The organism is Streptomyces chattanoogensis (genome assembly GCF_001294335.1).
Lineage (GTDB): Bacteria > Actinomycetota > Actinomycetes > Streptomycetales > Streptomycetaceae > Streptomyces > Streptomyces chattanoogensis.
The window spans coordinates 111,386-130,905 of the sequence record NZ_LGKG01000079.1; the positions used below are offsets into that span (position 1 = coordinate 111,386).

Annotated in this window: 19 protein-coding genes and 1 pseudogene; 14 read left to right on the forward strand and 6 right to left on the reverse strand. The window is 69.0% G+C overall.

Going from position 1 to position 19,520, the window contains the following annotated elements:
- The first annotated feature begins 19 nt into the window (after positions 1–19).
- On the forward strand, positions 20–859 hold the full coding sequence (locus tag ADL29_RS10795) for a glycosyltransferase family protein (RefSeq protein ID WP_053923451.1): 840 nt from the start codon (positions 20–22) through the stop codon (positions 857–859).
- Here the strand turns inward: ADL29_RS10795 and ADL29_RS10800 are convergent.
- Positions 832–1,329, reverse strand: coding sequence for a methyltransferase domain-containing protein (locus tag ADL29_RS10800; protein ID WP_245689311.1), 498 nt, complete (start codon positions 1,327–1,329; stop codon positions 832–834). The two genes, ADL29_RS10795 and ADL29_RS10800, sit on opposite strands and share 28 nt — an antisense overlap.
- 353 nt (positions 1,330–1,682) lie before the next feature.
- Between ADL29_RS10800 and ADL29_RS10805 the strand changes: the two genes are divergently transcribed.
- Together ADL29_RS10805 and ADL29_RS10810 are read left to right on the forward strand one after the other, a co-directional pair.
- On the forward strand, positions 1,683–3,677 hold the full coding sequence (locus ADL29_RS10805; RefSeq protein WP_245689313.1) for a Gfo/Idh/MocA family oxidoreductase: 1,995 nt from the start codon (positions 1,683–1,685) through the stop codon (positions 3,675–3,677).
- Positions 3,674–4,216, forward strand: coding sequence for a hypothetical protein (locus ADL29_RS10810; RefSeq protein WP_157878445.1), 543 nt, complete (start codon positions 3,674–3,676; stop codon positions 4,214–4,216). Before ADL29_RS10805 ends, ADL29_RS10810 begins: the two co-directional genes overlap by 4 nt.
- 264 nt (positions 4,217–4,480) lie before the next feature.
- Here ADL29_RS10810 and ADL29_RS10815 read toward each other — a convergent pair whose 3' ends face one another.
- Positions 4,481–5,110 carry a hypothetical protein gene (locus ADL29_RS10815; protein ID WP_063788436.1) on the reverse strand — a complete coding sequence of 210 codons (630 nt, stop codon included), beginning with the start codon at positions 5,108–5,110 and terminating at the stop codon, positions 4,481–4,483.
- On the reverse strand, positions 5,107–5,679 hold the full coding sequence (locus ADL29_RS10820; RefSeq protein WP_053923454.1) for a hypothetical protein: 573 nt from the start codon (positions 5,677–5,679) through the stop codon (positions 5,107–5,109). Before ADL29_RS10820 ends, ADL29_RS10815 begins: the two co-directional genes overlap by 4 nt.
- 267 nt (positions 5,680–5,946) lie before the next feature.
- Between ADL29_RS10820 and ADL29_RS10825 the strand changes: the two genes are divergently transcribed.
- From ADL29_RS10825 to ADL29_RS10860, 8 genes and pseudogenes are all read left to right on the forward strand, one after another.
- Entirely contained in the window at positions 5,947–6,981 is a 1,035-nt protein-coding gene (locus ADL29_RS10825) for a sensor histidine kinase (protein WP_157878446.1), read from the forward strand.
- A complete protein-coding gene (locus tag ADL29_RS10830) occupies positions 6,978–7,631 on the forward strand; it encodes a response regulator (RefSeq protein WP_053923456.1) in 654 nt (217 codons plus the stop codon). Before ADL29_RS10825 ends, ADL29_RS10830 begins: the two co-directional genes overlap by 4 nt.
- A gap of 253 nt (positions 7,632–7,884) precedes the next feature.
- On the forward strand, positions 7,885–8,091 hold the full coding sequence (locus tag ADL29_RS10835) for a hypothetical protein (protein WP_342671149.1): 207 nt from the start codon (positions 7,885–7,887) through the stop codon (positions 8,089–8,091).
- A 118-nt stretch (positions 8,092–8,209) separates the two neighbouring features.
- Positions 8,210–8,902, forward strand: coding sequence for a hypothetical protein (locus ADL29_RS10840; RefSeq protein ID WP_157878447.1), 693 nt, complete (start codon positions 8,210–8,212; stop codon positions 8,900–8,902).
- Between the two features lie 101 nt (positions 8,903–9,003).
- A pseudogene (locus tag ADL29_RS10845) lies at positions 9,004–9,501 on the forward strand (FAD-dependent oxidoreductase); the annotation flags it as partial.
- A gap of 608 nt (positions 9,502–10,109) precedes the next feature.
- Complete coding sequence (locus ADL29_RS10850) at positions 10,110–10,763, forward strand: papain-like cysteine protease family protein (protein WP_245689315.1); 654 nt, start codon at positions 10,110–10,112, stop codon at positions 10,761–10,763.
- Between the two features lie 62 nt (positions 10,764–10,825).
- Entirely contained in the window at positions 10,826–11,659 is an 834-nt protein-coding gene (locus tag ADL29_RS10855; protein ID WP_053923460.1) for a hypothetical protein, read from the forward strand.
- Between the two features lie 197 nt (positions 11,660–11,856).
- The gene (locus ADL29_RS10860) at positions 11,857–13,320 is read left to right on the forward strand and encodes a glycoside hydrolase family protein (RefSeq protein ID WP_053923461.1); all 1,464 of its coding nucleotides are present in this window, start codon (positions 11,857–11,859) and stop codon (positions 13,318–13,320) included.
- A 135-nt stretch (positions 13,321–13,455) separates the two neighbouring features.
- Here the strand turns inward: ADL29_RS10860 and ADL29_RS10865 are convergent, their stop codons facing one another.
- Positions 13,456–14,163 carry an NAD(P)-dependent oxidoreductase gene (locus ADL29_RS10865; protein WP_053923462.1) on the reverse strand — a complete coding sequence of 236 codons (708 nt, stop codon included), beginning with the start codon at positions 14,161–14,163 and terminating at the stop codon, positions 13,456–13,458.
- A gap of 118 nt (positions 14,164–14,281) precedes the next feature.
- Here ADL29_RS10865 and ADL29_RS10870 point away from each other — a divergent pair, with 118 nt between their 5' ends.
- Positions 14,282–14,998 carry a TetR/AcrR family transcriptional regulator gene (locus tag ADL29_RS10870; protein ID WP_053923463.1) on the forward strand — a complete coding sequence of 239 codons (717 nt, stop codon included), beginning with the start codon at positions 14,282–14,284 and terminating at the stop codon, positions 14,996–14,998.
- 48 nt (positions 14,999–15,046) lie between these two features.
- Here ADL29_RS10870 and ADL29_RS10875 read toward each other — a convergent pair whose 3' ends face one another.
- Positions 15,047–15,619: an SRPBCC domain-containing protein gene (locus ADL29_RS10875; RefSeq protein ID WP_078970887.1), complete on the reverse strand. Its 573-nt coding sequence runs from the start codon at positions 15,617–15,619 to the stop codon at positions 15,047–15,049.
- A gap of 159 nt (positions 15,620–15,778) precedes the next feature.
- Between ADL29_RS10875 and ADL29_RS10880 the strand changes: the two genes are divergently transcribed.
- The gene (locus tag ADL29_RS10880; protein ID WP_078970888.1) at positions 15,779–16,186 is read left to right on the forward strand and encodes a winged helix-turn-helix transcriptional regulator; all 408 of its coding nucleotides are present in this window, start codon (positions 15,779–15,781) and stop codon (positions 16,184–16,186) included.
- A gap of 407 nt (positions 16,187–16,593) precedes the next feature.
- On the opposite strand, the gene ADL29_RS10885 is transcribed toward ADL29_RS10880, so the two are convergent.
- Positions 16,594–17,193 (reverse strand): 2'-5' RNA ligase family protein, encoded by a 600-nt coding sequence (locus tag ADL29_RS10885; RefSeq protein ID WP_053923507.1) that lies wholly within the window; start codon positions 17,191–17,193, stop codon positions 16,594–16,596.
- A gap of 358 nt (positions 17,194–17,551) precedes the next feature.
- On the opposite strand from ADL29_RS10885, the gene ADL29_RS10890 reads away from it, so the two are divergent.
- Positions 17,552–19,426, forward strand: coding sequence for a SpoIIE family protein phosphatase (locus ADL29_RS10890; protein ID WP_425424218.1), 1,875 nt, complete (start codon positions 17,552–17,554; stop codon positions 19,424–19,426).
- The last annotated feature ends 94 nt before the right edge of the window (positions 19,427–19,520 follow it).

Below are 19,520 nucleotides of genomic sequence, written 5' to 3' on the forward strand. Positions count from 1 at the left end.
TGAGAAGGGGCGAGACGCCATGCCCGGCAAACGCGGCGTGTACTTCGTGGCCAACGACCGCGTGGTGGAACTGGTCACCGCGTTCCTCAACAGCTTCCGCCGCACCAACCCCGACATCCCGCTTCGGCTGATTCCCTTCGACGGTGAATACGGTCGGATCGCCGCCCTGGGGGAGCGGTACGGATTCACGGTATGGGAGGACGAACAACTGCTGGCGCGTTGTGACGAGCTCAGCCTGTCCTTCCACGAGCGCCGGAAAGGACACTTCAGAAAACTCGCGGCATGGGAGGGCGAGTTCGACGAATTCGTCTACATCGACAGCGACACGGCCGTCCTGCGGAACGTCGACTTCGTCTTCGACTACCTCGCGGACTACGGATTTGTGACCGCTACGTCCAACCTTCCAGGACGTGCCTGGAAGGAGACCATCAAGCAGGCGGCAAAACTGACACGGGAGCAGTACGAGTACGCTGCCAACACCGGCTTTGTGACCTCCCGAAAAGGGGCGCTCACACTGGCCGGAATCACCGCTGCCCTCCCGGGGGCCCGCGAGCTCGCGCCGCATATGAAACTCGGGTATGAACAACCGTTCCTGAACTACCTCATCGTCACGTCGGGCCTGCCGTACACCAGCCTGCACCACTTGCGCACCACTACCGGCGACCAGACCATCCCGGCCGAGGTCTTCGCCTGGACGCCGGGCGTCCAGGCGAAGGACGGCGAGATTGTGCACCCCGCCTCACCCCCGGCACTTACGGTCCACTGGACCGAGCCGGTCAAACCGACCCAGGCCGACCCGTCGGAGGTCCCGCTGTACGACCTGTGGTGCCACTACCGGGATTTGCGCGCCCTCACATAGAGAGACTGCTCATCGTCGTGCCGTGGCGGGAACTCGGGGTGGGCGGCGAGCAGGTCGCCCTCCTCGATCCGTTCGACGGTGGAGAAGCCGGCCCGGCCGAGGGCCCATGTCAGAAGTTCGAGGTCGAAGAGGTTGCGGTGCCTGCCGCGCGCCTGGAAGAGGTCGTTGATGAACTGTTGGACGGGGGCGCCGTCGAGGGAGTACTCCGGCCAGCGGCGGCAGCGGTCGTCCTTCAGGGCCTGCCCCCGGTCGGCGGTGTAGGCGGCACAGGCCTTGGCCAGATCGGGGCAGGAGAGCCAGAGCACGGCGTCGTCCGTGCAGACCCGGTGCAGCTCCCGGAACAACGGGATCAGCTGCCCGCGCAGTTCCAGGTGTTCGATGACGTGTTGCATCACGACGACCGTGACGGAACCGTCGGGGAACGGAAGTTTACCGGCCGCCAGGTCGATGTCACATTCCGAATCGGACACATCGCAGTTGAGCCATCCGGAAACACGCCGCTTACCGCAGCCCAAATGGATTTGGCGAGATCTGGAGGCGTCCCCCGGCCCCCGGCCCAGACGGTACTTTCCGAGGCGCGCGAGGAGGCGGGCACAGTCATGTTCGATGAAGGAGATGGTGCGGGGATCGAAATCCAGCTGGCGCAACACCGAAGCAATCATGTGCTTTACCGTGCCTGAAGAATTACGTCCGGTCAACCATGACTTCATGGCGCGAAATTCGGGCGCTCTTTCGCGAACGGGGCTCCTCCCGCTAGAACTCTGGCCCGTACCGCAGAATCCCCGTGTTGATCGGTGTCACCGCATTCCCCATGGAGGCGTGCATGCGACAGGTGGTCCTACCCGGTCCCGGCCGGTGCGAGGTCGTCGAGCAGATCGAGCCGCCGGAGAGCCCCGGACACGTCGTGGTCGATGTCCACGTGAGCGTGCTGTCACCCGGCACCGAGCGTGCCATCCTGCTGGACCGTCCGACCGCCGGTTCCCGATTCCCGGAACACCCCGGTTACATGGCCGTCGGTGCGCTGCGCAGCGGCCCGGGACTTCCCGCAGGTACCCGGGTGGCGGTGCGCCGGGCCCGCCACGCCGACGTCGCCGTCGTACCCGCACGCTACGTGCGGGCGGTGCCCGACCGCGTCCCACCGGCCGACGCCGCAGTCTGGCAACTCGCGCTCACCGCCCTGCACGGCCTCGAAACCGGAGGTCAGCGTGCAGACGAGCCGGTGACGGTGGTCGGCCAGGGGCTGCTCGGCGTCATCACCCGCCGCCTGGCAGCGGCCCGCGGCGCGTCGCGGGTGAGGGCGGTCGCCGCATCCACCGCCAAGGCGTGGACCTCCCGCGCGGAACCCGCCACCGTGTTCGAGGAAGCCGGACGGCTCGACGGCGGCACCCCGCTCGTCGTCGACGCCACCGACAGCGGCCCCGGCCTGGCCGTCGCCATCGCCGCGGCCGCGGACGGCGGCCGGGTGGTACTGCTCGGATCACCGCGCGCCGACGAGGCCGACGTCCCGCTGCAACAGCTCCACGACCGTCTGATCGACCTGCGCGGCGCCCACGTCTCCCAGCTGACCGAGGCCGACGAGGAACGACTCAGCGACCAGTTCTTCGCCCTGCTGGAGCAGCGCCGCTTCACCATCAGGGACGTCCTGTCCGACTACCCGGCGCACAAGGCACCGGAGGTCTACCGGCGCCTCGCCGGCGATCGTGCTTTCGTCAGCGCCGCGCTGCACTGGAACACCCCGCGCCCCGCCCCGGCCCGGCCCGCCCTCGCCGCACGCCCGATGCGGTTCGGCCTGATCGGCTGCGGCGACATCGGCATCGAGGACGCCAAGGCGCTCGCCGCCGCGGACGAGGCCGAGCTGACCGCCTGCCATGACCCCGTCGCGGAGCTGGCCCAGGAGACCGCCGCCCGGTTCGGCGGCCGGCGGGAGCCATCGGTCGCGGCCCTGCTGACGAGCACCGACGTCGACGCGGTCGTCATCGCCACCCCGCACGACACCCACGAGCCGCTGTTCAGGGAGGCACTGGCCGCGGGCAAACACGTCCTCCTGGAGAAGCCGGTCGCCCAAGACCTGGCCTCGGCGCGGCGGATGCTCGAACTCGCGGAGGCCAGCCGGTTGCGCACCGGCGTCCTCTTCCCGACCCGCACCGACCCGAGGTTCTGCCAGGCCCGCGAGGCCCTCGCCACCGGGGAGATCGGTGCACCGCTCGGCGTCGCCACCACGTACTTCACGGACAAGCCCGCGGCCTACTTCCTCGGCGGCATCAGCGGCCGCATCTCCACCACCTGGCGTCTGTCGAAGGACCGCGCAGGCGGCGGCTTCCTCATCATGAACCTCATCCACCAAATCGACGCGGTCCGGGCACTCATGGGACAGGAACCCGACCGCGTCTACGCGGAAACCGCCCCCTCGACGACGGCCGCGGCCCCCGGAATCGAGGACGTGGTCAGCGTCGTCCTGCGCTTCGGCACCGTCGTCGCCACCCTCATCGGCAGCGCCAGCGTGGTCGGTGGGCAGGGCATGCACACGCGCGTCTGGGGCGAGAAGGGCGAGGTCCGGTTGACGCCGGACTACTCGCTCACCCACCGTGGAGCCCCCGGCCCGGCGGACAGCTCCGCAGTCGACGCGGCGCCGACCGCGATCGACCTGCGCACCTGGGCGTTCACCCGTTTCGCGCGTGCGGTCCACGAGAGGACGCCCGTAGATGTGAGCCTGGCCGACGGACTGCGCACCCAGGCGGTGGTCGAGGCCGCGTACACCTCCGCCCGGCTCGGCCGCGCCGTCTCCCCGACGCGTCTCCTCGAAGGCGGTGCACCGTGAGTACCTGGCAACGCATCCGGGGCACTTCCGACGGTCGCCCGACGCCCGGGGACCTGGTGTGGTTCGCCGACGACCCCGCAGCCGACGAGACCTGGGGGCACGGGTACCCCATCCCAGGCGCCGAGGAACGAGCCGCGCACGCCTGGGCCGCCACCGCCCGCACGGCAGCGGAAGCCGCCGGTCAGCAAGACGTCCAGGTGGTGGGTGCAGGCGCCCTCGCCCGCCTGGTCCGACTCGCTCTGCCTGACGACACGGACACCGGCTCCCTCCCGCAGCCGGGCGCCGTCATCGAGACAACCGGCACCACCGCGGGCATCAAAAGCGCGCTGGCCACTGTCCGCCCTGGTGGACTCGTCCTCCTCGCCGCCCGCCCACTGCAGACATCGACCCCCCTGCCCACCTACCACGGCATCCACCTGCCAGGCATTCGCGTGCTGCCTGTTCCCTGGTGCGACGGCGTTGACGACGCACCGCAAAACCTGGTGGCGTGCTTCCTTCGCTCCGTCACCCGGCTGAGCGGCCGCCGAGGCAGCGGGTGACGTCCTGGGCGGGCATCGCCATGGTGGGGGCCGGGGTTGTCGGGTTCGGTGCTCGGGCGGCGGGGGTGGCTCCTTTCCGGGGAGCCCCGCCGCCCGAGACCGGTCCGGCCATCGCAGCACTGTCGGTGGGCGCCGTATGGGATGAGATCGACGCGGTGGACCGGGGCGCCATACCGGGCCATCCCGACTGGCCTGAACCGGCCTGTGCCGCCTGTAGTTCAGGTGCCCGCCTCCGCCGCCTGTACCGTGCGAGGCCCCGGCCTGCTACTCCAGCAGCGTTTGGTGTCTGTGGTGGTCCGCGTGCAGCCGTCCGGCCCGATGACGTCGCAGCCAGTAGTGCCCGGCCACCACCGCGAGCAGTGGCCCCCAGGCCACCAGCGGCAGATAGCAGACGGTCATGATCCAGTACCCGATGCCGTGCGGTGAGTCCGGTTGGCCCATGGTGTCCGGGTCGTTCCAGCCGAATGCGCCCATCCCGCAGAGAACGGTGAGTGCGGTCGCCCCCATCCCGGCCGGAATGACGGCCACCGCCGTCGGTATGCGCCGGTCGCCGATGAGGGGGATCCAGCGGGGGAAGACCTCGCCCCAGCGCTGGACCAGACCGAGCGCCAGCAGCCCGAGGCCATCGGCGAACAGGGTCAGGGCGATCATGTAGAGCGAGAACCAGCTGCCGAAGGTGACCGTGGCCATCGCTCCGTCACCGGTGAAGCCGACCGGGATGCCCAGCGCCGCCGCGATCCGCCACAGGCCGCTGGGCAGCGGGGTGAGCGCGGTGAGGCGCGCGAGCCGGACCACCCAGCGGGGCGGAACCGCTGTCGCCGTGCTCGCCGGGCTCGTCGTTCGCGCCACGGTCGCCGTGTTCGCGTGGGTCGCCGTGGTTGTCGTGGAGGTCATCGCTCGCGCTCCGCACCGGGGGTGGGCGGGAGGACGTGCCGCACCGTGAAGTCGCCGCTCTTGACGGTCTCGTACGGCGCTGCGCTCAGGCACTGAGGCACGTTCATCTTCGGGATGTCGTCGACCGCCCAGCTGTAGCCGAGCCGGTCGTGCGTGCCGTTGTCGTACACGGTGAAGCCGACCCGCTTGCCGATGACCCGGCCGTCGTGGTGGTCGGAGCGCGTGATGATCCCGGTGGCGGTGGCGACCGGGCCGCCGGTCAGAAGGCAGTCGATCCGGCCTTCGAAGGTGGCGCCTCGCGTGCCGTCGGGGGAGTGGTGGCTGAAGCGGAAGGTGCCGCGCGAGGTGCCGCCAGGCAGGTTGGCGGGGGCGAAGCCGTGGGCATCGAAGGAGAAGGTCACACGATCGCCGTTCTTTCCCCGGTCCATCGTGGCGGAGCCGGTGAGGCTGGACTCCTTGACCTTCTCCTTCGCCTTCTCGGGCTTTGTGGACTCCATGGTGGGGGTGCCGGCGGTGGCGGTCCCCGCGAGCAGTCCGAGCGTCACCGCCGTGGCGAGCACGCCACTCACCGTCGTCCTTGTCGTCCTTACGTATCGCATGCTGAACGTCCCTTTTTCTGGCGCCTGTTGGGTGTGTGGCCTCGTTGACGTGATCAGCCTCCCCGGCGTGTGGGGCCGCGGCCATCGGCCGACCGGCAGATCCCTGGGCGTACGGAAGGTCCTGCCTCTGCCGATCGGCAGAGGCAGCACCCGCAACCTGGTCCATAAGCTGGACCTCGGCGGACCGGCCGGACCTGGTCGGACTTGGGGAGGGGGCGGGCAATGAGACGTGGCCCTGTGGCTGTGGCTGTGGCTGTGGCGGTGCGTGCGTGGGCGGGGCGGGCGGCCGGGCTCGCCGCGGCCGTACTGATCGCCGTCACCTTCGGATGGGCCCCGGGCGCCACGCAGGACGAGTCCGGTCCGCTCTTCGCCGCGGCGACGGCGCTCGTGGTGCTGCAGGCGGCCGCGTTCCGGTGGGCGCCGCGCCGGGAGGCGGCCGTGGGCATCGGCCTTGCGGCGGTGGCGCTCACACTGTGGCCCCAGCCGCTGGTGCCGGCCGCGTCGCTCTACGAGCGGGTCGGCATGGGCGCCTTCTGGTTCCTGCCCACCCTGGGGGCGGCCGTCGTGGGTGGATACCCCCGGCTGATGGAGCGCCGCAGGAACCAGGCCGTCCGCGCAGCACGCCACAGCCAGCAGCTCGAACTCGCCCACGACCTCCACGACTTCGTCGCCCACGACATCAGCGGCATCGTGGCGCAGGCCCAGGCCGCCCGCTTCGTGGCCGGACAGAATCCGGAGGCGGTGGTTGGGGCGCTGGAGCGGATCGAGCGGGCTGGTCTCGCGGCGCTGGCCTCGATCGACCGTACGGTCCACCTGCTGCGGGAGCCGGGCCACGAGACCAACTGCGCGTCCCTCCCGGGTGCGGACCAACTCGCCGAACTCGTCCGGCGGTTCGACGAGAGCGGCCGCACTCGGGCCCGTATCGACATCGCCCCCGGAGTGGAGACCGCCCTGTCCCGCGAGATCGCCGCCACGGTCCACCGCGTCGTGACGGAGGCACTGACGAACGTCCGCCGCCACGCCCCCGACGCAGCCGGCGTCGAGGTGGCCCTCACGCTCGCGGACAAGGCCGTCCGGCTGACCGTCACCAATGACACCGGCCGCGGCCATGCCCGTACGCGCGAGCACGGTGGGACCGGCGGGATCGGAGGGACGGGTCTTCTCGCCCTTACCGAACGCGTCCGCGCCATGAACGGAACCCTCCACACCACCCGACGCGACGGCACCTGGCGCCTCACCGCCACCCTCCCCGCCACTGGAGACACGGCATGACGACGACCCGCATCCTGATCGCCGACGACCAGGAGGACATCCGCAACGGCTTCCGGCTGATTCTCGACTCACAGCCGGACATGACCGTGGTCGGCGAGGCCGCCGACGGCGCCACCGCCGTCGGCCTCGCCCGTACGCTACGCCCCGACGTGGTGCTCGCCGACATCCGGATGCCGCGCCTCGACGGCCTGGAGGTCACCCGCCAACTCGCCGCCAGCACCCGGGTCGTGGTCGTCACCACCTTCGACCTCGACGACTACGTACACACTGCACTGCGCCACGGCGCCTGCGGCTTCCTGCTGAAGCGCTCGGGCCCCACGCTGTTGATCGAGGCGGTACGGGCGGCGATGGCCGGCGACACCCTGATCAGCCCCCAGATCACCGTCCGCCTCCTGCGACACCTCACCCCACCGGTCGCAGCCGCCCCTGCCCCCGATCCGCTGACGACCCGGGAACGGGAGATCGCCCGCCTGGTCGCACAGGGCCTGACGAATGCGGAGATCGCGGCACGGTTGGTCGTCACGGCCGGCACGGTGAAGACCCATCTCGCCAATATCCAAGGGAAATTGGATGCCCGGAACCGGGTCGGGATCGCCGCCTGGGCATGGGAGTCGGGCCTGGCGACACCTGGCGCGGCACAGACCCCATGACACGTCTGACGCCGCGCACCGAGAGCCCGACCGCCCGGTGGGCTCAGAAAAGCCACTCCGAACAGGACTGATACAACCGAAATGCTGCTGGAGTACTACTGACGCAGGTCACCAGGCGCTCGTTTACCCGACGCGGTCAGGTCGGTGCGGGCGCGGAGGCGGCGCAGCATGCGCGGGTCTTCGAAACCGACGGAGCGGGCGGCGGGAGGAACCCACCGCCGCCTTCGACAAGGCCGACGACGAACACCGCTTCGTGGGCGGATGGGACGTGATGGGCCTGATAGCAGGGGCCGGACCGCAGTACTTCGCCTGGCAGTCCTGGAAGCTGGGCTGGATCGATGACAGCCAGGTCATGTGCCGGGCCTCGGCAGGCGGCGACACCGTGCGCCTGACTGCTGTGGAGTATGTGCCGGCCGATCTGCGCACGGCGCTCCAGGTGGCCTGTTTGCACGCTCAGTGACCCCTCGACCCCCGCGGACCCGAAGCCTGAGCCCAATGCGGACGCCAGCAGGTAGTGGTCAGGCCACCCCGGGTGCCGTCCCGCGCTGAGCGGTCGGGTCCAGGCACAATATGGCCGCATGACGCACCACGCAGTGGACTGGTCGCAGCTCAGGCATGCGTACGGACCAGCAGACGACATACCCGGCCTCTTCGCGCGCCTTGCCGGTGGCCAGGAGGACGAGAAGGTCTGGCACGAACTCTGGTCGGCGCTGTGCCACCAAGGCACCGTGTACGAGGCGAGCTATGCCGCTGTGCCAGTCCTCGCGGACATCGCGACCGGTCGTGCGCCTGGCGAGCGGAAGCAGGCGGTATGCATGGCGGGCCTGACCGTCGCCGAGGCCGACACGGCCCAGCGTGCCTGTTACGCCTCTCAGATCACCGAGTTGACGCTGGCAGCCCGCGACTGCCTGCCCGAGGTCCCGGCCGATGAACCGGAGACCTTCGTGTATCTCGCGCAGAGTCTGCTGGCGTTCGAGAACGTGCCGCTCTGGTCTCAGCGGCTTGAACTGCTTATCGAGGAATTCGAGGCCGAATGCCCCGAGTGCGAGGCGCTCACCTGCATACTTCTGGGTGAGTACGCGGACGAGTGCGATACCGAACTGCACCCCGCGAGCCCGGACGAGCTGACCGGCGTTGGCGCCCGCCTCCACACCATGGCGCGTGCCGCCGGCCAGGACCAGGTCGCTGACTGGGTGCGCCGCCTCTATGGACAGGTGACGTGCTCGGAGTGCGAGACAAGGTTCGTCATCTCCGAGAGTGTCGCCGACTAGACTTGCATGGAGATCATCTGGCGGATCATGTGAAGGTGCCTGCCAGGACTTGTCCGGGCACTCACGTAGGAAGCCAGATGGCCAGGGCTGTTGCGGTAGCCGTCATCGCGCCCTCGCCGGGCAAGGAGATCTTCGCTCACCGGGAGAGCGGTGACACCCTGCACGCCTACGTGGCATTGTCCAGGCCGCAGGACTGGTTTGCCGCCATAGATTTCACCGGTGCCGCCGCCGCGGCCGCGCGGATTGCGCAGGAGTTCGACGGCTGGGCGCCGGAGCTCACCGCGCTGATCACCGACGCGGACATCGAGCCTGTTCTGCGCCCTCACTACGCCTTGCCGGCCGCGCACCGGTGGGACCGGGTGGCGGGGGTGACCCTGCTCGGTGACGCCGCCCACCTCGCGGCCCCGAACGGCGAGGGCGCCAACCTGGCCATGCTCGACGGCGCCGAACTGGGCAAGGCCCTCGCCGCGAATCCCGACGCCATCGAGGCCGCGCTGACTGTTGTCTGCGGCGGTCCAGTCAGCTTCGCGTCTCCATCAAGTTCGCCCGAGCTCGCGGAGGCACTCCCAGAGGCGCAGAGCGTGCCATCAACAGGGTGAAGGCACGGCGGGCATCGCCGCCAGCTAGGACAAAACGCTCGAATGCTACCTCGCCGGCCTCCGTCTCCGCGCAGCAACCATCTGAATCGACGGCCTTCTGCAAGTCTTTGATCACAGTGGAAGCCACCCTGGAAATACCGCACAGTAACCGATACCAAATCGGGCGCTAAGCCGCCGTGTTGATTACCGAGCGTGGGTAGTCGATTCGGCGGCGTAATGCCTTTTCTTGTCCTACTCCCCGGTAGGGCAAGGGTGTTGATGGAGCGTCATTGCCCAAAGGGCTTCAAGTGTTGTAAGAATTCCCTACCTCAGGGAATGGGCGTGCGCTCCCCCGACTTCGTATCGCATTCAACTTCGAAGGCTGTGAAGGCGCTCGTGGCATGCCCTGGGTATCCCCCACACGAAAGATTTGAGATATGCGCTTTCGCCGAGTCTTGACACTGAGGAGAGCCTTAGCGGCAGCCGCGGCAGCCGTGGTCGCTGCCGGACTCCTCCTCACTGTCGGGAGCTTCGCCCAGGCGGGCTCCACCACCGGAACCATCACCGATGGCCGGGGCAACTACAGGACCATCAACAAACGCCAGGCGCCCAACCTTTCCGCTCAGGTCGTGGGAAAAGCCCACGCCGGCAGCACGGTCTCCATGACCTGCCAGGTGCAGGGTGACACCGTCGAAGGCGACTCCCGCTGGATCTGGTCCGGCTCGGGATCCTTCTACATAGCCCACGCGTTCATCAAGGAAAACACCGACCGCCTGCCGGACTGCTCCTCGTCCGCCGGCGGACGGGTCACCCTCAACATCTCCATGCAGAAGCAGATTCAGGACCAGTGGTGCTGGGATGCCTCCGGCCTGACCATTGCCAAGTACTGGGGATACCGCCAGTACAGCCAGGACGACTTCTGCCGACTCGCCGCCCAGAACGGCGACCTCAGCTGCGACAACCAGCCCGCCACGCTCGACGACATGGCCAACGCCTGGGCCGGCATGGGCTTCTCCGGCACCGGAAACGGCCTGTCCCGCAACGCGTCCTTCTCGGAGACCGGAAACGAGATCAGCGGCGGTCGGCCATTCGCCGCACGTATCGGATGGACTTCCGGCGGCGGCCACATGAATGTCATCTACGGGTACGACCGATCGTCAGGCACCATCGCGGTCGGCGACCCCTGGCCCTCCACCCAGACCTACACCTGGTGGAATTACGACGACTACGTCAACAACTCGTCGTTCCAGTGGACCCATTCCCGTATCGGCATTCACAAGTAGGACGGGCAGCAATGCGTAGCAAGAAGAATTCCATAAACCGGGGTGCTGCTCGTTTCGCAGGTGTGACCCTCGGTGCGACGCTCTGCGCGTCAGCATTCCTCTGCACCCAGGCACAGGCTGCCGACCGCCCGGCGGGCGTACCCGACTACCAAGGCGCACGCCAGGTGCTGCAGTCATCACAGGTCCACGACACCGTCAACCGATTCCTCAATGCCGCAAATTCCCAAGGGAATGCAGGGGCGGACGGCGGGCAGGAGGCCGAAGCGCCCCTGGCCGCCGGAGCACACGACGCCCCGCAATCCTTCAGCCTGAAGGACCCGGTCGCGATGTACGAGATCACCCCCGATTTCGTCACCGGAAAGGCAAAACCCACGTCGGCCGGCGCGCTACGGTTGTCGTACCTGGCCTCCGAAGTCAACGGCGCGAACGGCCATCGCGCCACCGCCCTGCTGGCCGGCCATACGTCCCCCGCCAAGGGCCAGAAATGGCATCTGACCGGAATCCAGGACGGCAACGCCGACATCGGCTACGCCAAGCAGGCCACATCGGACTCGACGGTATTCAGCGAGCCGCAGATCCACGCCTGGTACCGGCTCAGGCATGGCACGGTCCAACCCCTCAACCGCGAAGCGGTCTCCGGTTTCGGTGGTAAGCGGGCGATGTCGCTCACCGCGTACCAGAAGCTGGTGCACGGCCGGTACGCCGACAAGCTGCCGGGGTCGGCATACGACCGTAAGGGCCTGGCCGGCGGGTACAAGCTCGCCGCCCCGGCGCACCACGCGCCGTCCTCGACACCCATGTTGCTCGGCGGCTCGGGAGCGCTCGCGCTCGCCCTCGCGGGCGGTACGTTCGGGGTCCGCGCCCACCGCAAGCGGATGCGCTCCCAGACAAGTTGATGCGCAGGCGGACGAGTTTGAGCGTCCGTCCATGCCCCGCCGCCCGTGCGGCGGGGCATGGCGCTTTCATGGCCCATGCCGCGCCGGGCGTGCAGCGTGCTCGTAAGAGTGCTCGGTCCGTCGACGGGACCATGCACAACCCTCGCGGCCGTGAGCCGGTACTTCGCCGCACCACGGCACAGAACGAAGGAGAACGTATGCTCCGAAGCACCATACGATCGGCCGCCGTCCTGATATCTCTGCTGGTCATGACCCTGACCGGAGTCGCCCAGGCGACGGTCTCGGTGGCGCCGGCAACCCCGCGACCACCCACCCTGCGCACCGACTCCTACCGGTCGAGCCCGGGCCCCGTCGTGGGAGATTCGGTCTATGACTACGCGCCGAGCGTCATGGTGGACGGCGTGTACAAGATGTGGTGGTGCGGCCAGACGCCTGGAGGGAAGGTTCCGGGCGATGACATCCTCTACGCAGAGTCGTCCGGTCTGAACGGTCCGTTCCACGCTCAGGGGAGCTCGGCACCTCACCAGATCGTGTTCGACGGAACCGGCACCGGCAGCTTTGACAACAAGCACACCTGCGATCCTTCGGTCGTGCGCGTCGGCGGCATCTACTACATGTACTACGGCGCCGAACGGCAGGACGGCGAGCCCACCACCATCGGCGTCGCCTCCAGCCCCGACGGGATCCACTGGACCCGGCTCAACCACGACAGGCCCATCATCACCCCCGCGCATCAGCAACAGACGGGGAACAACTACGGCGCCGGCCAGCCGAGCGTGATCTACCGCAAGGGCGAGTTCTACCTGATCTTCACCGACACCACCGGTGCCGGGGCGGCGCATAACGGGGGCGCCGGACAGTTCGCCTGGCGCTCGCCCGACCCGGCCTTCCAGTCACAGGTCGACGTTTTCACCGCTTCTGGCTGGAAACCCAGGACCGCCGCCAACTCGCGCAGCTTCTCGGTCGTCAACGCGGTCTCGGCGGACTGGCAGTTCTCGGACGCCTTGGGCGCGTTCATCATCGCCCATGACAACACTCCGGGGCAGACCGCCTTGACCTTCCTCGATTCCGACAACCTCGCGCGGCACCGGTACTCCGAGGTGGCCATCCCCGGTCAGTGGACGGAGGGGCCGGCCATCGCCTCCCGCCCGGACAAGCACTCCGTGGTCTCGGCGAACAACGACTGCGGGCGGATCCCCATCGATGTGATCCGCTCCACCACGACCTTTCCGCCGCGGCAGCCGGCCCGTATCGGCCTCGACCTGCTCAGCCACACCGGCTGCGCGTCGATGCCACGTGGCCAGATCGCCGCGATGTACGAGGGCTACGGGTTGCAGTCCAGCGGCCTTCCCGCCGCTGTCGTGGTGAGCGGCCGGCGGATGCAGATCCAGGACGCCTCCGTCTACACCGACCTGACGCGCAACCGGATCAGGGTGCCGTCGTCGATCTACTTCGCCGTACCGTACGGCGCGTCGTTGCATGACCGTGCGAGGGTCCTCGGAGCATCTGGCCTGCCGGGGGCATTCGAGCTCGATCACCACTCCCTATGGCCGGTCAGCTGCCCGCGGCTGGTCTCGGACAACCATTCGTCCATCACCATGGTGGACCGCAGGACATGGTTGTCCCACCCGCGCGGGCCCGACCTCGACTGCCTCGGCTAGCCAGCCCCCCCTCGACGGGCGGCCACCGAGGATCTTCCGTTACCGCACCACCCCCGCGCGGGTCAGGGTGCTCCAGGACCCCCTGGCCCGTGGGAGAGTTCGCGAACTCCCCCACGGGGGTCTGGCTGTGGGCTTTCAGTAGCCGATGGTGAAGCGACGCTGGACGAAGCGGGGCAGCTCCGCCTCGTCGATCAACGCCACAGCCGCATCCTCCACCGAGATCCGGCTACGACCCTCAGCATCCAGAACAGGCTGGTCCCCTCCGACCCTGAAACGCCCGGTGCGCTCGCCGGGTGCGATCTCCTCAGCAGGGCTGAAGTACGTCCACAGCCGGTTCGACGCCCGCAGGACGTCGAGCGCGTCGCGGTGGCCGCGTACCGCTGCGGCGTATTCGCGGGGCAGCCCGAGCTCGTCGAGGGCGGTGTGCAGCAGCTCGTCGGAGTCGGCGCGCACCACTCCCGGTGCGATCTCCAGGCTGCCGGCGCCGCCGATCACGATGAGCCGGGTCCGCGGGTGGCTCTCCAATGCCTTCAACAGTGCCCGCGCCGCCGTCGCATAGACGGTCGGGTCGGCGATCGAGCGCCGCACGGTGTCCGCGAAGTCCTTGGCGGCGTTGCCCGGCTGGAACCCGCTGATCAGGACGTCGAGGCCGGGCAGGACGCCGGCGACGCTCTTCGGGTCCAGGGCGTCGACGCTCACCCACGTGATGTTGTCCCGACGCTCATCACGCTGCGCCTGAGTGGCGTTACGGCTGAACGCCCTGACGTGGTGACCGCGGTCGAGGGCCTCGCTGACGACCCGGCTGCCGATGGTGCCGGTGGCTCCGATGACTCCGATGTGCATGGTTCTCCCCTTGTGCATGCAGCTGCGGAACGCCACTGATGTGACGCCCGTGCAGAAACTATACGCCGTGAAGTTTTGATACGGGCGCTCACTAAATGGACGCTGTAGAGTGTCTGTTGTGACAGTCACAGGCAGTAGGGGACGGCGCGAGCGGCTACGAGCCGAGACCACGACCGAAATCAAGAAAGTGGCACTGGCCTTGATGGCCTCGGGCGGGCCGGACGCCATCACGCTGCGGGCCATCGCCCGCGAGATGGGCATGACCGCCAACGCCATCTACGGTTACTTCGCAACCCGGGACGACCTCGTCACCACGCTCATCAACGACGTGTACACCGCCTTGGCCGACGCCGTGGACGCTGCCTGGGAAGCCGCCCCCGCCGCGGATCCCGCCGTACGGATCGAGGCATGGGCCAACGCCTTCCGGACCTGGGCCCTGGTGAACCCCCAGGGCTTCCGGCTCATCTACGGCGACCCTGTCCCCGGCTACCAGGCGCCCGAAGGCGGCCCCGCCCCGGATGCCGCACGCCGGGTCTGCACCGGGCTCACCGCACTCGCGGCAGCCGCATGGCCCCACGCCCAACACCTCTACCAGGACAGCGCCTTCGACTGGTCCGACTTCGACCCCGGGCTCCTCGACAAGGTGCGCCCCGCCTTCCCCGACCTGCCGCCCGCAGCCGTCGCCCTCGCCCTGCGCATCTGGGGGCACCTGCACGGCCTGGTGTCACTGGAGGTCTACGGCCACCTGCACACCCAGACCGCCAGCCCGGACAAGCTCTTCCATGAGGAACTCGCCCAGCTCGTACAGACGTTGGGCATCCCGCGCCGACGCTGAACGTCCGAAGCGCCGACAGGTCCATGCCTGGGGGTTGCGTCCCAGGTGTCAACCCCTTGTGTGTGGACGGGTGCCGGGTTGCCCCGTGGCCGTCAGAGCCGCCGCGAGTCCGTTCAACCGCAGGCGGGTGGCGCCGCGCAGGTGGGGGAAGTCGTGGTCGGGCTCCGCGGAAGGGGCGAGGAAGGCTGCTTGCTCGGTCCAGCTCAGGTGGGTGCCGCCGGCCTCCGGGTGCAGTTCGACGGTCACCAGCGAGGACCAGCGCGGCACGTCGTCCACGCGGGACGTGTACGCGTAGACGATCCTCGACCCCGTCCTGATGTCGAGGTAACGGGATGCGTACGCGAGCCGTTCCGGCGGTGCGCCTGGAACCGTGAAGACGCTGGACGCCGTCTCGCCGCCGTGCACGGTGAAGTCGTGGTGGTACGACACCTGGCGGCCCGGCAGCTTGAACCACCGGCGCCGGACCGGAGTGTCGGCAAAAGCCTCGAACACCGCGCTCGGCGGCGCGGCCAGATGGAATCCGACCGTGAAGGAGTCGTGCCGCACGCCTGGGACCGCGCTGCTGTCCGGCGCGTCAGTGACTGCGTCCGCGGCAGTGGTTCCGACAGCGTTGGTGGCCATCTTTTCCTCACAAGGCATCGTGACGGATCGGGTGAGCGCCCATTGGTTACCATCCGTATGTAATGGGGTACGGCCGCTGCGATCAAGGCCTGGCGCTCACGCACTTTCCCGTCAGCTGCGTACTTTCACGTCAGCTACGCACCCGAAGGGAACCGACATATGGATTCCGCACTGCGCTCCCAGCTGGCGGCCGCCGGGGTCACCGCGGAGTGCGCGGCGACCATCGGACTCGTACGTGACGTGCTCGCCCGTGTCGGAGACAAATGGACCGTCCTGGTCATCACCACGCTCGGCGACGGACCGCTGCGCTTCACGGCCCTGCACGAGCGGATCGCCGGGGTTTCGCAGCGGATGCTGAGCCAGACGCTCCGCTCGCTGACCCGCGACGGACTGATCACGCGGACGGCCTACGCCGAAGTGCCGCCGCGCGTCGAGTACGAGCTCACTCCACTCGGGCGATCGCTCAGCGACACCGTCACGCATGTGGTGCGTTGGGTACAGGCACACCAGATCGAGATCGTCCATAACCGTGAGGTGTTCGACGGAGCCGGTTCCGCGGCGCCGTGAAGCAACGGGCAGCACTGCCGCGTTCGCCGCTCGCTGGGCTCGCGGCGGCATGCGCCGGCGAAACGGTGCCAGAGCAGGCCGCTGCCGTGTTTCGGTGATGCCGGCGAACCCGTCGGAGAGATCCGGGCGCGGGGTCGGGCTGCGCCTGCACGCCGCCTGGCGACGCCTGGAACTGCGGGCCTCCGAGCGGGAGTTGGTACGCCCGAGCGCCTGCCCCGGACCGCGGGGCCCTCGAACGGACCGGCCCGCATGCGGCGGAAGACCCGCCAGATCTCGGCCAGGATCACGATGTTGATGGCGGCGATGATGTATGTACGGGAAGACGCCGGACACGATGGTGCCGATCAGCCTGGTGGCGGTGTGCAGCTGGGAGTCGTAGGTGCATCAGCACAAACACCGTTGCGGTATCAGCAATCCTGCGGTCGGCGGATCTCGCCCGTGCCCAGTGTGATCACGGCCCGGGGTTGCATGGGCCCCTCGCCGCGTCGGGAGAGCAAGACCACCTCCTCGACCACCGCCGACAGCGCACCGAGCCGGACAGCGCACTCGGCGGCCAGGCGCTTCGGGTCCTGGGTGCGGCCGAGGGACAGATGCGGGGTGAAGCGGCCGGCGCGCCCGTGGCAGAGCGGGAACCGCAGGCCCAGCTCCTGGTGGAGATGGGCCCAGGGCGCAGGGTCCGCCGCAGCCGGATCGAGCCACAACGTCGCGTAGTGCCGGTGCCGGAAGTACCGCACTCCGGCCAGGCGCGCCGTGAACGCCGTGCTCTGCGCCGCCCAGGCGGAGAGCACCGGCACGGCCCGTGCGAACGCCTCCTCCGGTACGAAGCCGAACAGCAGATTCACATGCGGCGGCCACCGCCGTACCTGCGGATCGTGCTCCCAGCGGATGTCCTGGATCACCGGCCAGAGCTTCCGCGGCGGCAGCCACGCCACCGCCGTCCGGGCCGTCGGCGCCACCTCGAGCGCATCTACCGGCTCGGCCCCGCCGAAAACCGGATTCCCGTTCACATGGCCATGGTCCCCAATCGGGCTCGGAAAATCGTCCAGAGCCACACGTACGGTTCCCGGTGAGCACGAGTGCAGCGTCTGCCGGAACGGCATCGCGGACTTTCTGCCAGCGTTGGCCACCGACACCGTGGCGGCCAGGGACGGCAGCCGGTCAGCAGCGCCCTCGAAGGTCGCCGTGCGCGGCCGGACGGCCGGCACTGCACAGCGATTCCATCACTGTGGTGCTCGGGGGTGCACGGTCGGCCGGTGCCGGGGGACGATGGTGGTCGGGAGCCTGCGATGAGTGCCTCTGAACCGGCTGGTGCCGGGCGGGTGCGGTTTGCTTCGTCTCCGCCTGGTGGGCTGCTGGACCTGCTGAATGTCGCGGCCGTTGTGCTCGATGCGGACGGGCGGGGCGGGGGTCTTCCCCATACGGCACAAGGACGGCAGCACCAGGCTGGTGGAGTTCCGCAACATGCGGCTGCTGGATGACCGGAACGATCTCTATGCGCTGGGGCTGGCCTCGGATCAGGCCACGGTGCGGCAGGTGGAGCGGGACCTCGCCCTGTGTACCGGGCTGGTCTCCCAGTCCCCGATCGGATTGGTGGTCATGGACACCGATCTGCGGTACGTCACGTGCAATCCCGCGCTGGAGCGCATTGATGGTCTGACCGCCGAGGAGCTGGTTGGCCGGCGCGTCCGTGACGTTCTGCCGCATTTGGACCATGAGGCCATCGAGGTCTCGATGCGCCAGGTGCTCGCCACCGGCGTCCCGATCCTGGACCAGGAGATCGTCGGGCGCACCTTCGCCGATCCGGATCATGAGCATGTGTGGTCGGTCTCGACGTTCCGGCTGGAGGACCCTGGGGGGAAGGTGCTGGGAGTGGCGAAATCGATCGTGGACGTCACCGACCGGCACCGTGCGGCTGCCGAGGCGCACCATGCGCGGCAACGTCTGGCTCTCATCGCGGACGCCTCCGTGCTCATCGGCACCACCCTCGATCTGGACCGGACCGCGCATGAGCTCGCCGACATCGTCGTGCCCGACCTGGCCGATGTCGCCGCCGTGGACATCCTCGACAGCGCCCTGGAGGGCCGCGGCCCTCCACTGCCGGCACCGGGACCCGCACTTTTGCGGGCGCTGGCGGTGAAGGCGGCCTACCCCACCGAAGCCGTCCGCGCCGCCGACCCTGTCGGCCACCTAGCGCACTACGGCGCCGACCGTCTGGTGACCCAGTGCGTGACCTGTGGCCAGCCCGTCCTCGTCTCGCACGTGGAAAGCAGCGACCTGCCGAGTATCGCCCGCGACCCCGCGGCCGCCGCCCTCCTGGCTCGGGCCGGCCTGCACTCCTACCTGGCCGTTCCCCTGATCGCCCGCGGCGTCGTGCTCGGCGCCCTGGATCTCAAGCGCATCCGCAACCCGGTGCCGTTCGACGAAGACGACCTGGTCCTGGCCAGCGAGCTGGCCGCCCGAGCCGCGGTGTCGATCGACAACGCCCGCTGGTACCAGCGCGAACGGAGCACCGCGCTCACCCTCCAGCGCAGCCTCCTGCCCCAGCACCCGCCGCACCGGCACGGCCTGGAGATCGCCTACCGCTACCAGCCCGCGGGCGCCGCCAGCGAGGTCGGCGGCGACTGGTTCGACGTCATCCCCCTGCCCGGCGCCAAGACGGCCCTGGTAGTCGGTGACGTGATGGGCAGCGGCGTCACCGCCGCCGCCACCATGGGCCAGCTCAGCAGCGCCATCCGCTCCCTGGCCAATCTCGACCTGGAGCCCGCCCAGGTGCTGCACAACCTCGACTGCAGCACCAGGGGCCTGGAGCAGTGCATCGCCACGTGCGTCTACGCCATCTGCGACCCCGGCCACCAGCAGTGGCGCATCTCCACCGCAGGCCACCTGCCACCCGTCCTGATACGACCCGGTCATGCCCCTCAGCTCCTCGAACTGCCCACCGGCGTACCCCTGGGGGTCGGCGACATCCCCTTCGACACCACCACGCTCGACCTTCACCCTGGCGACGAGCTTCTCCTCTACACCGACGGCCTGGTCGAGACCCGCGACCAGGCCATCGACACCCGCCTCCACACACTCCTGGACCTCCTCGTCGAACCCCATGGGTCCCTCGAGGAAGCCTGCGACCGGCTCCTGCACGCCCTGCGGCAACCTGACGGCCACGACGATGTGGCCTTGCTCCTCGCACGCGTGCCGGACCATCCGTCACCGCCTCGACGCAGCGGTGGCCCGAGCGCCTAGAGGGCACATCTGATCAACGTTCAGGTCGGGATGCCCGTAGCGCCCGGTGCGGTTCGCCGGGGTGGTATGGATTCTGAAGTTACGTAGAGAACGG

Coding starts and splice junctions, on each gene's coding strand:
- ADL29_RS10805 (WP_245689313.1), top strand. CDS start 1,683: ATGCGACAGGTGGTCCTACCCGGTCCCGGCCGGTGCGAGGTCGTCGAG.
- ADL29_RS10815 (WP_063788436.1), bottom strand. CDS start 5,110: ATGACCTCCACGACAACCACGGCGACCCACGCGAACACGGCGACCGTG.
- ADL29_RS10865 (WP_053923462.1), bottom strand. CDS start 14,163: ATGCACATCGGAGTCATCGGAGCCACCGGCACCATCGGCAGCCGGGTC.
- ADL29_RS10795 (WP_053923451.1), top strand. CDS start 20: ATGCCCGGCAAACGCGGCGTGTACTTCGTGGCCAACGACCGCGTGGTG.
- ADL29_RS10875 (WP_078970887.1), bottom strand. CDS start 15,619: ATGGCCACCAACGCTGTCGGAACCACTGCCGCGGACGCAGTCACTGAC.
- ADL29_RS10860 (WP_053923461.1), top strand. CDS start 11,857: ATGCTCCGAAGCACCATACGATCGGCCGCCGTCCTGATATCTCTGCTG.
- ADL29_RS10830 (WP_053923456.1), top strand. CDS start 6,978: ATGACGACGACCCGCATCCTGATCGCCGACGACCAGGAGGACATCCGC.
- ADL29_RS10840 (WP_157878447.1), top strand. CDS start 8,210: ATGACGCACCACGCAGTGGACTGGTCGCAGCTCAGGCATGCGTACGGA.
- ADL29_RS10880 (WP_078970888.1), top strand. CDS start 15,779: ATGGATTCCGCACTGCGCTCCCAGCTGGCGGCCGCCGGGGTCACCGCG.
- ADL29_RS10890 (WP_425424218.1), top strand. CDS start 17,552: ATGTCGCGGCCGTTGTGCTCGATGCGGACGGGCGGGGCGGGGGTCTTC.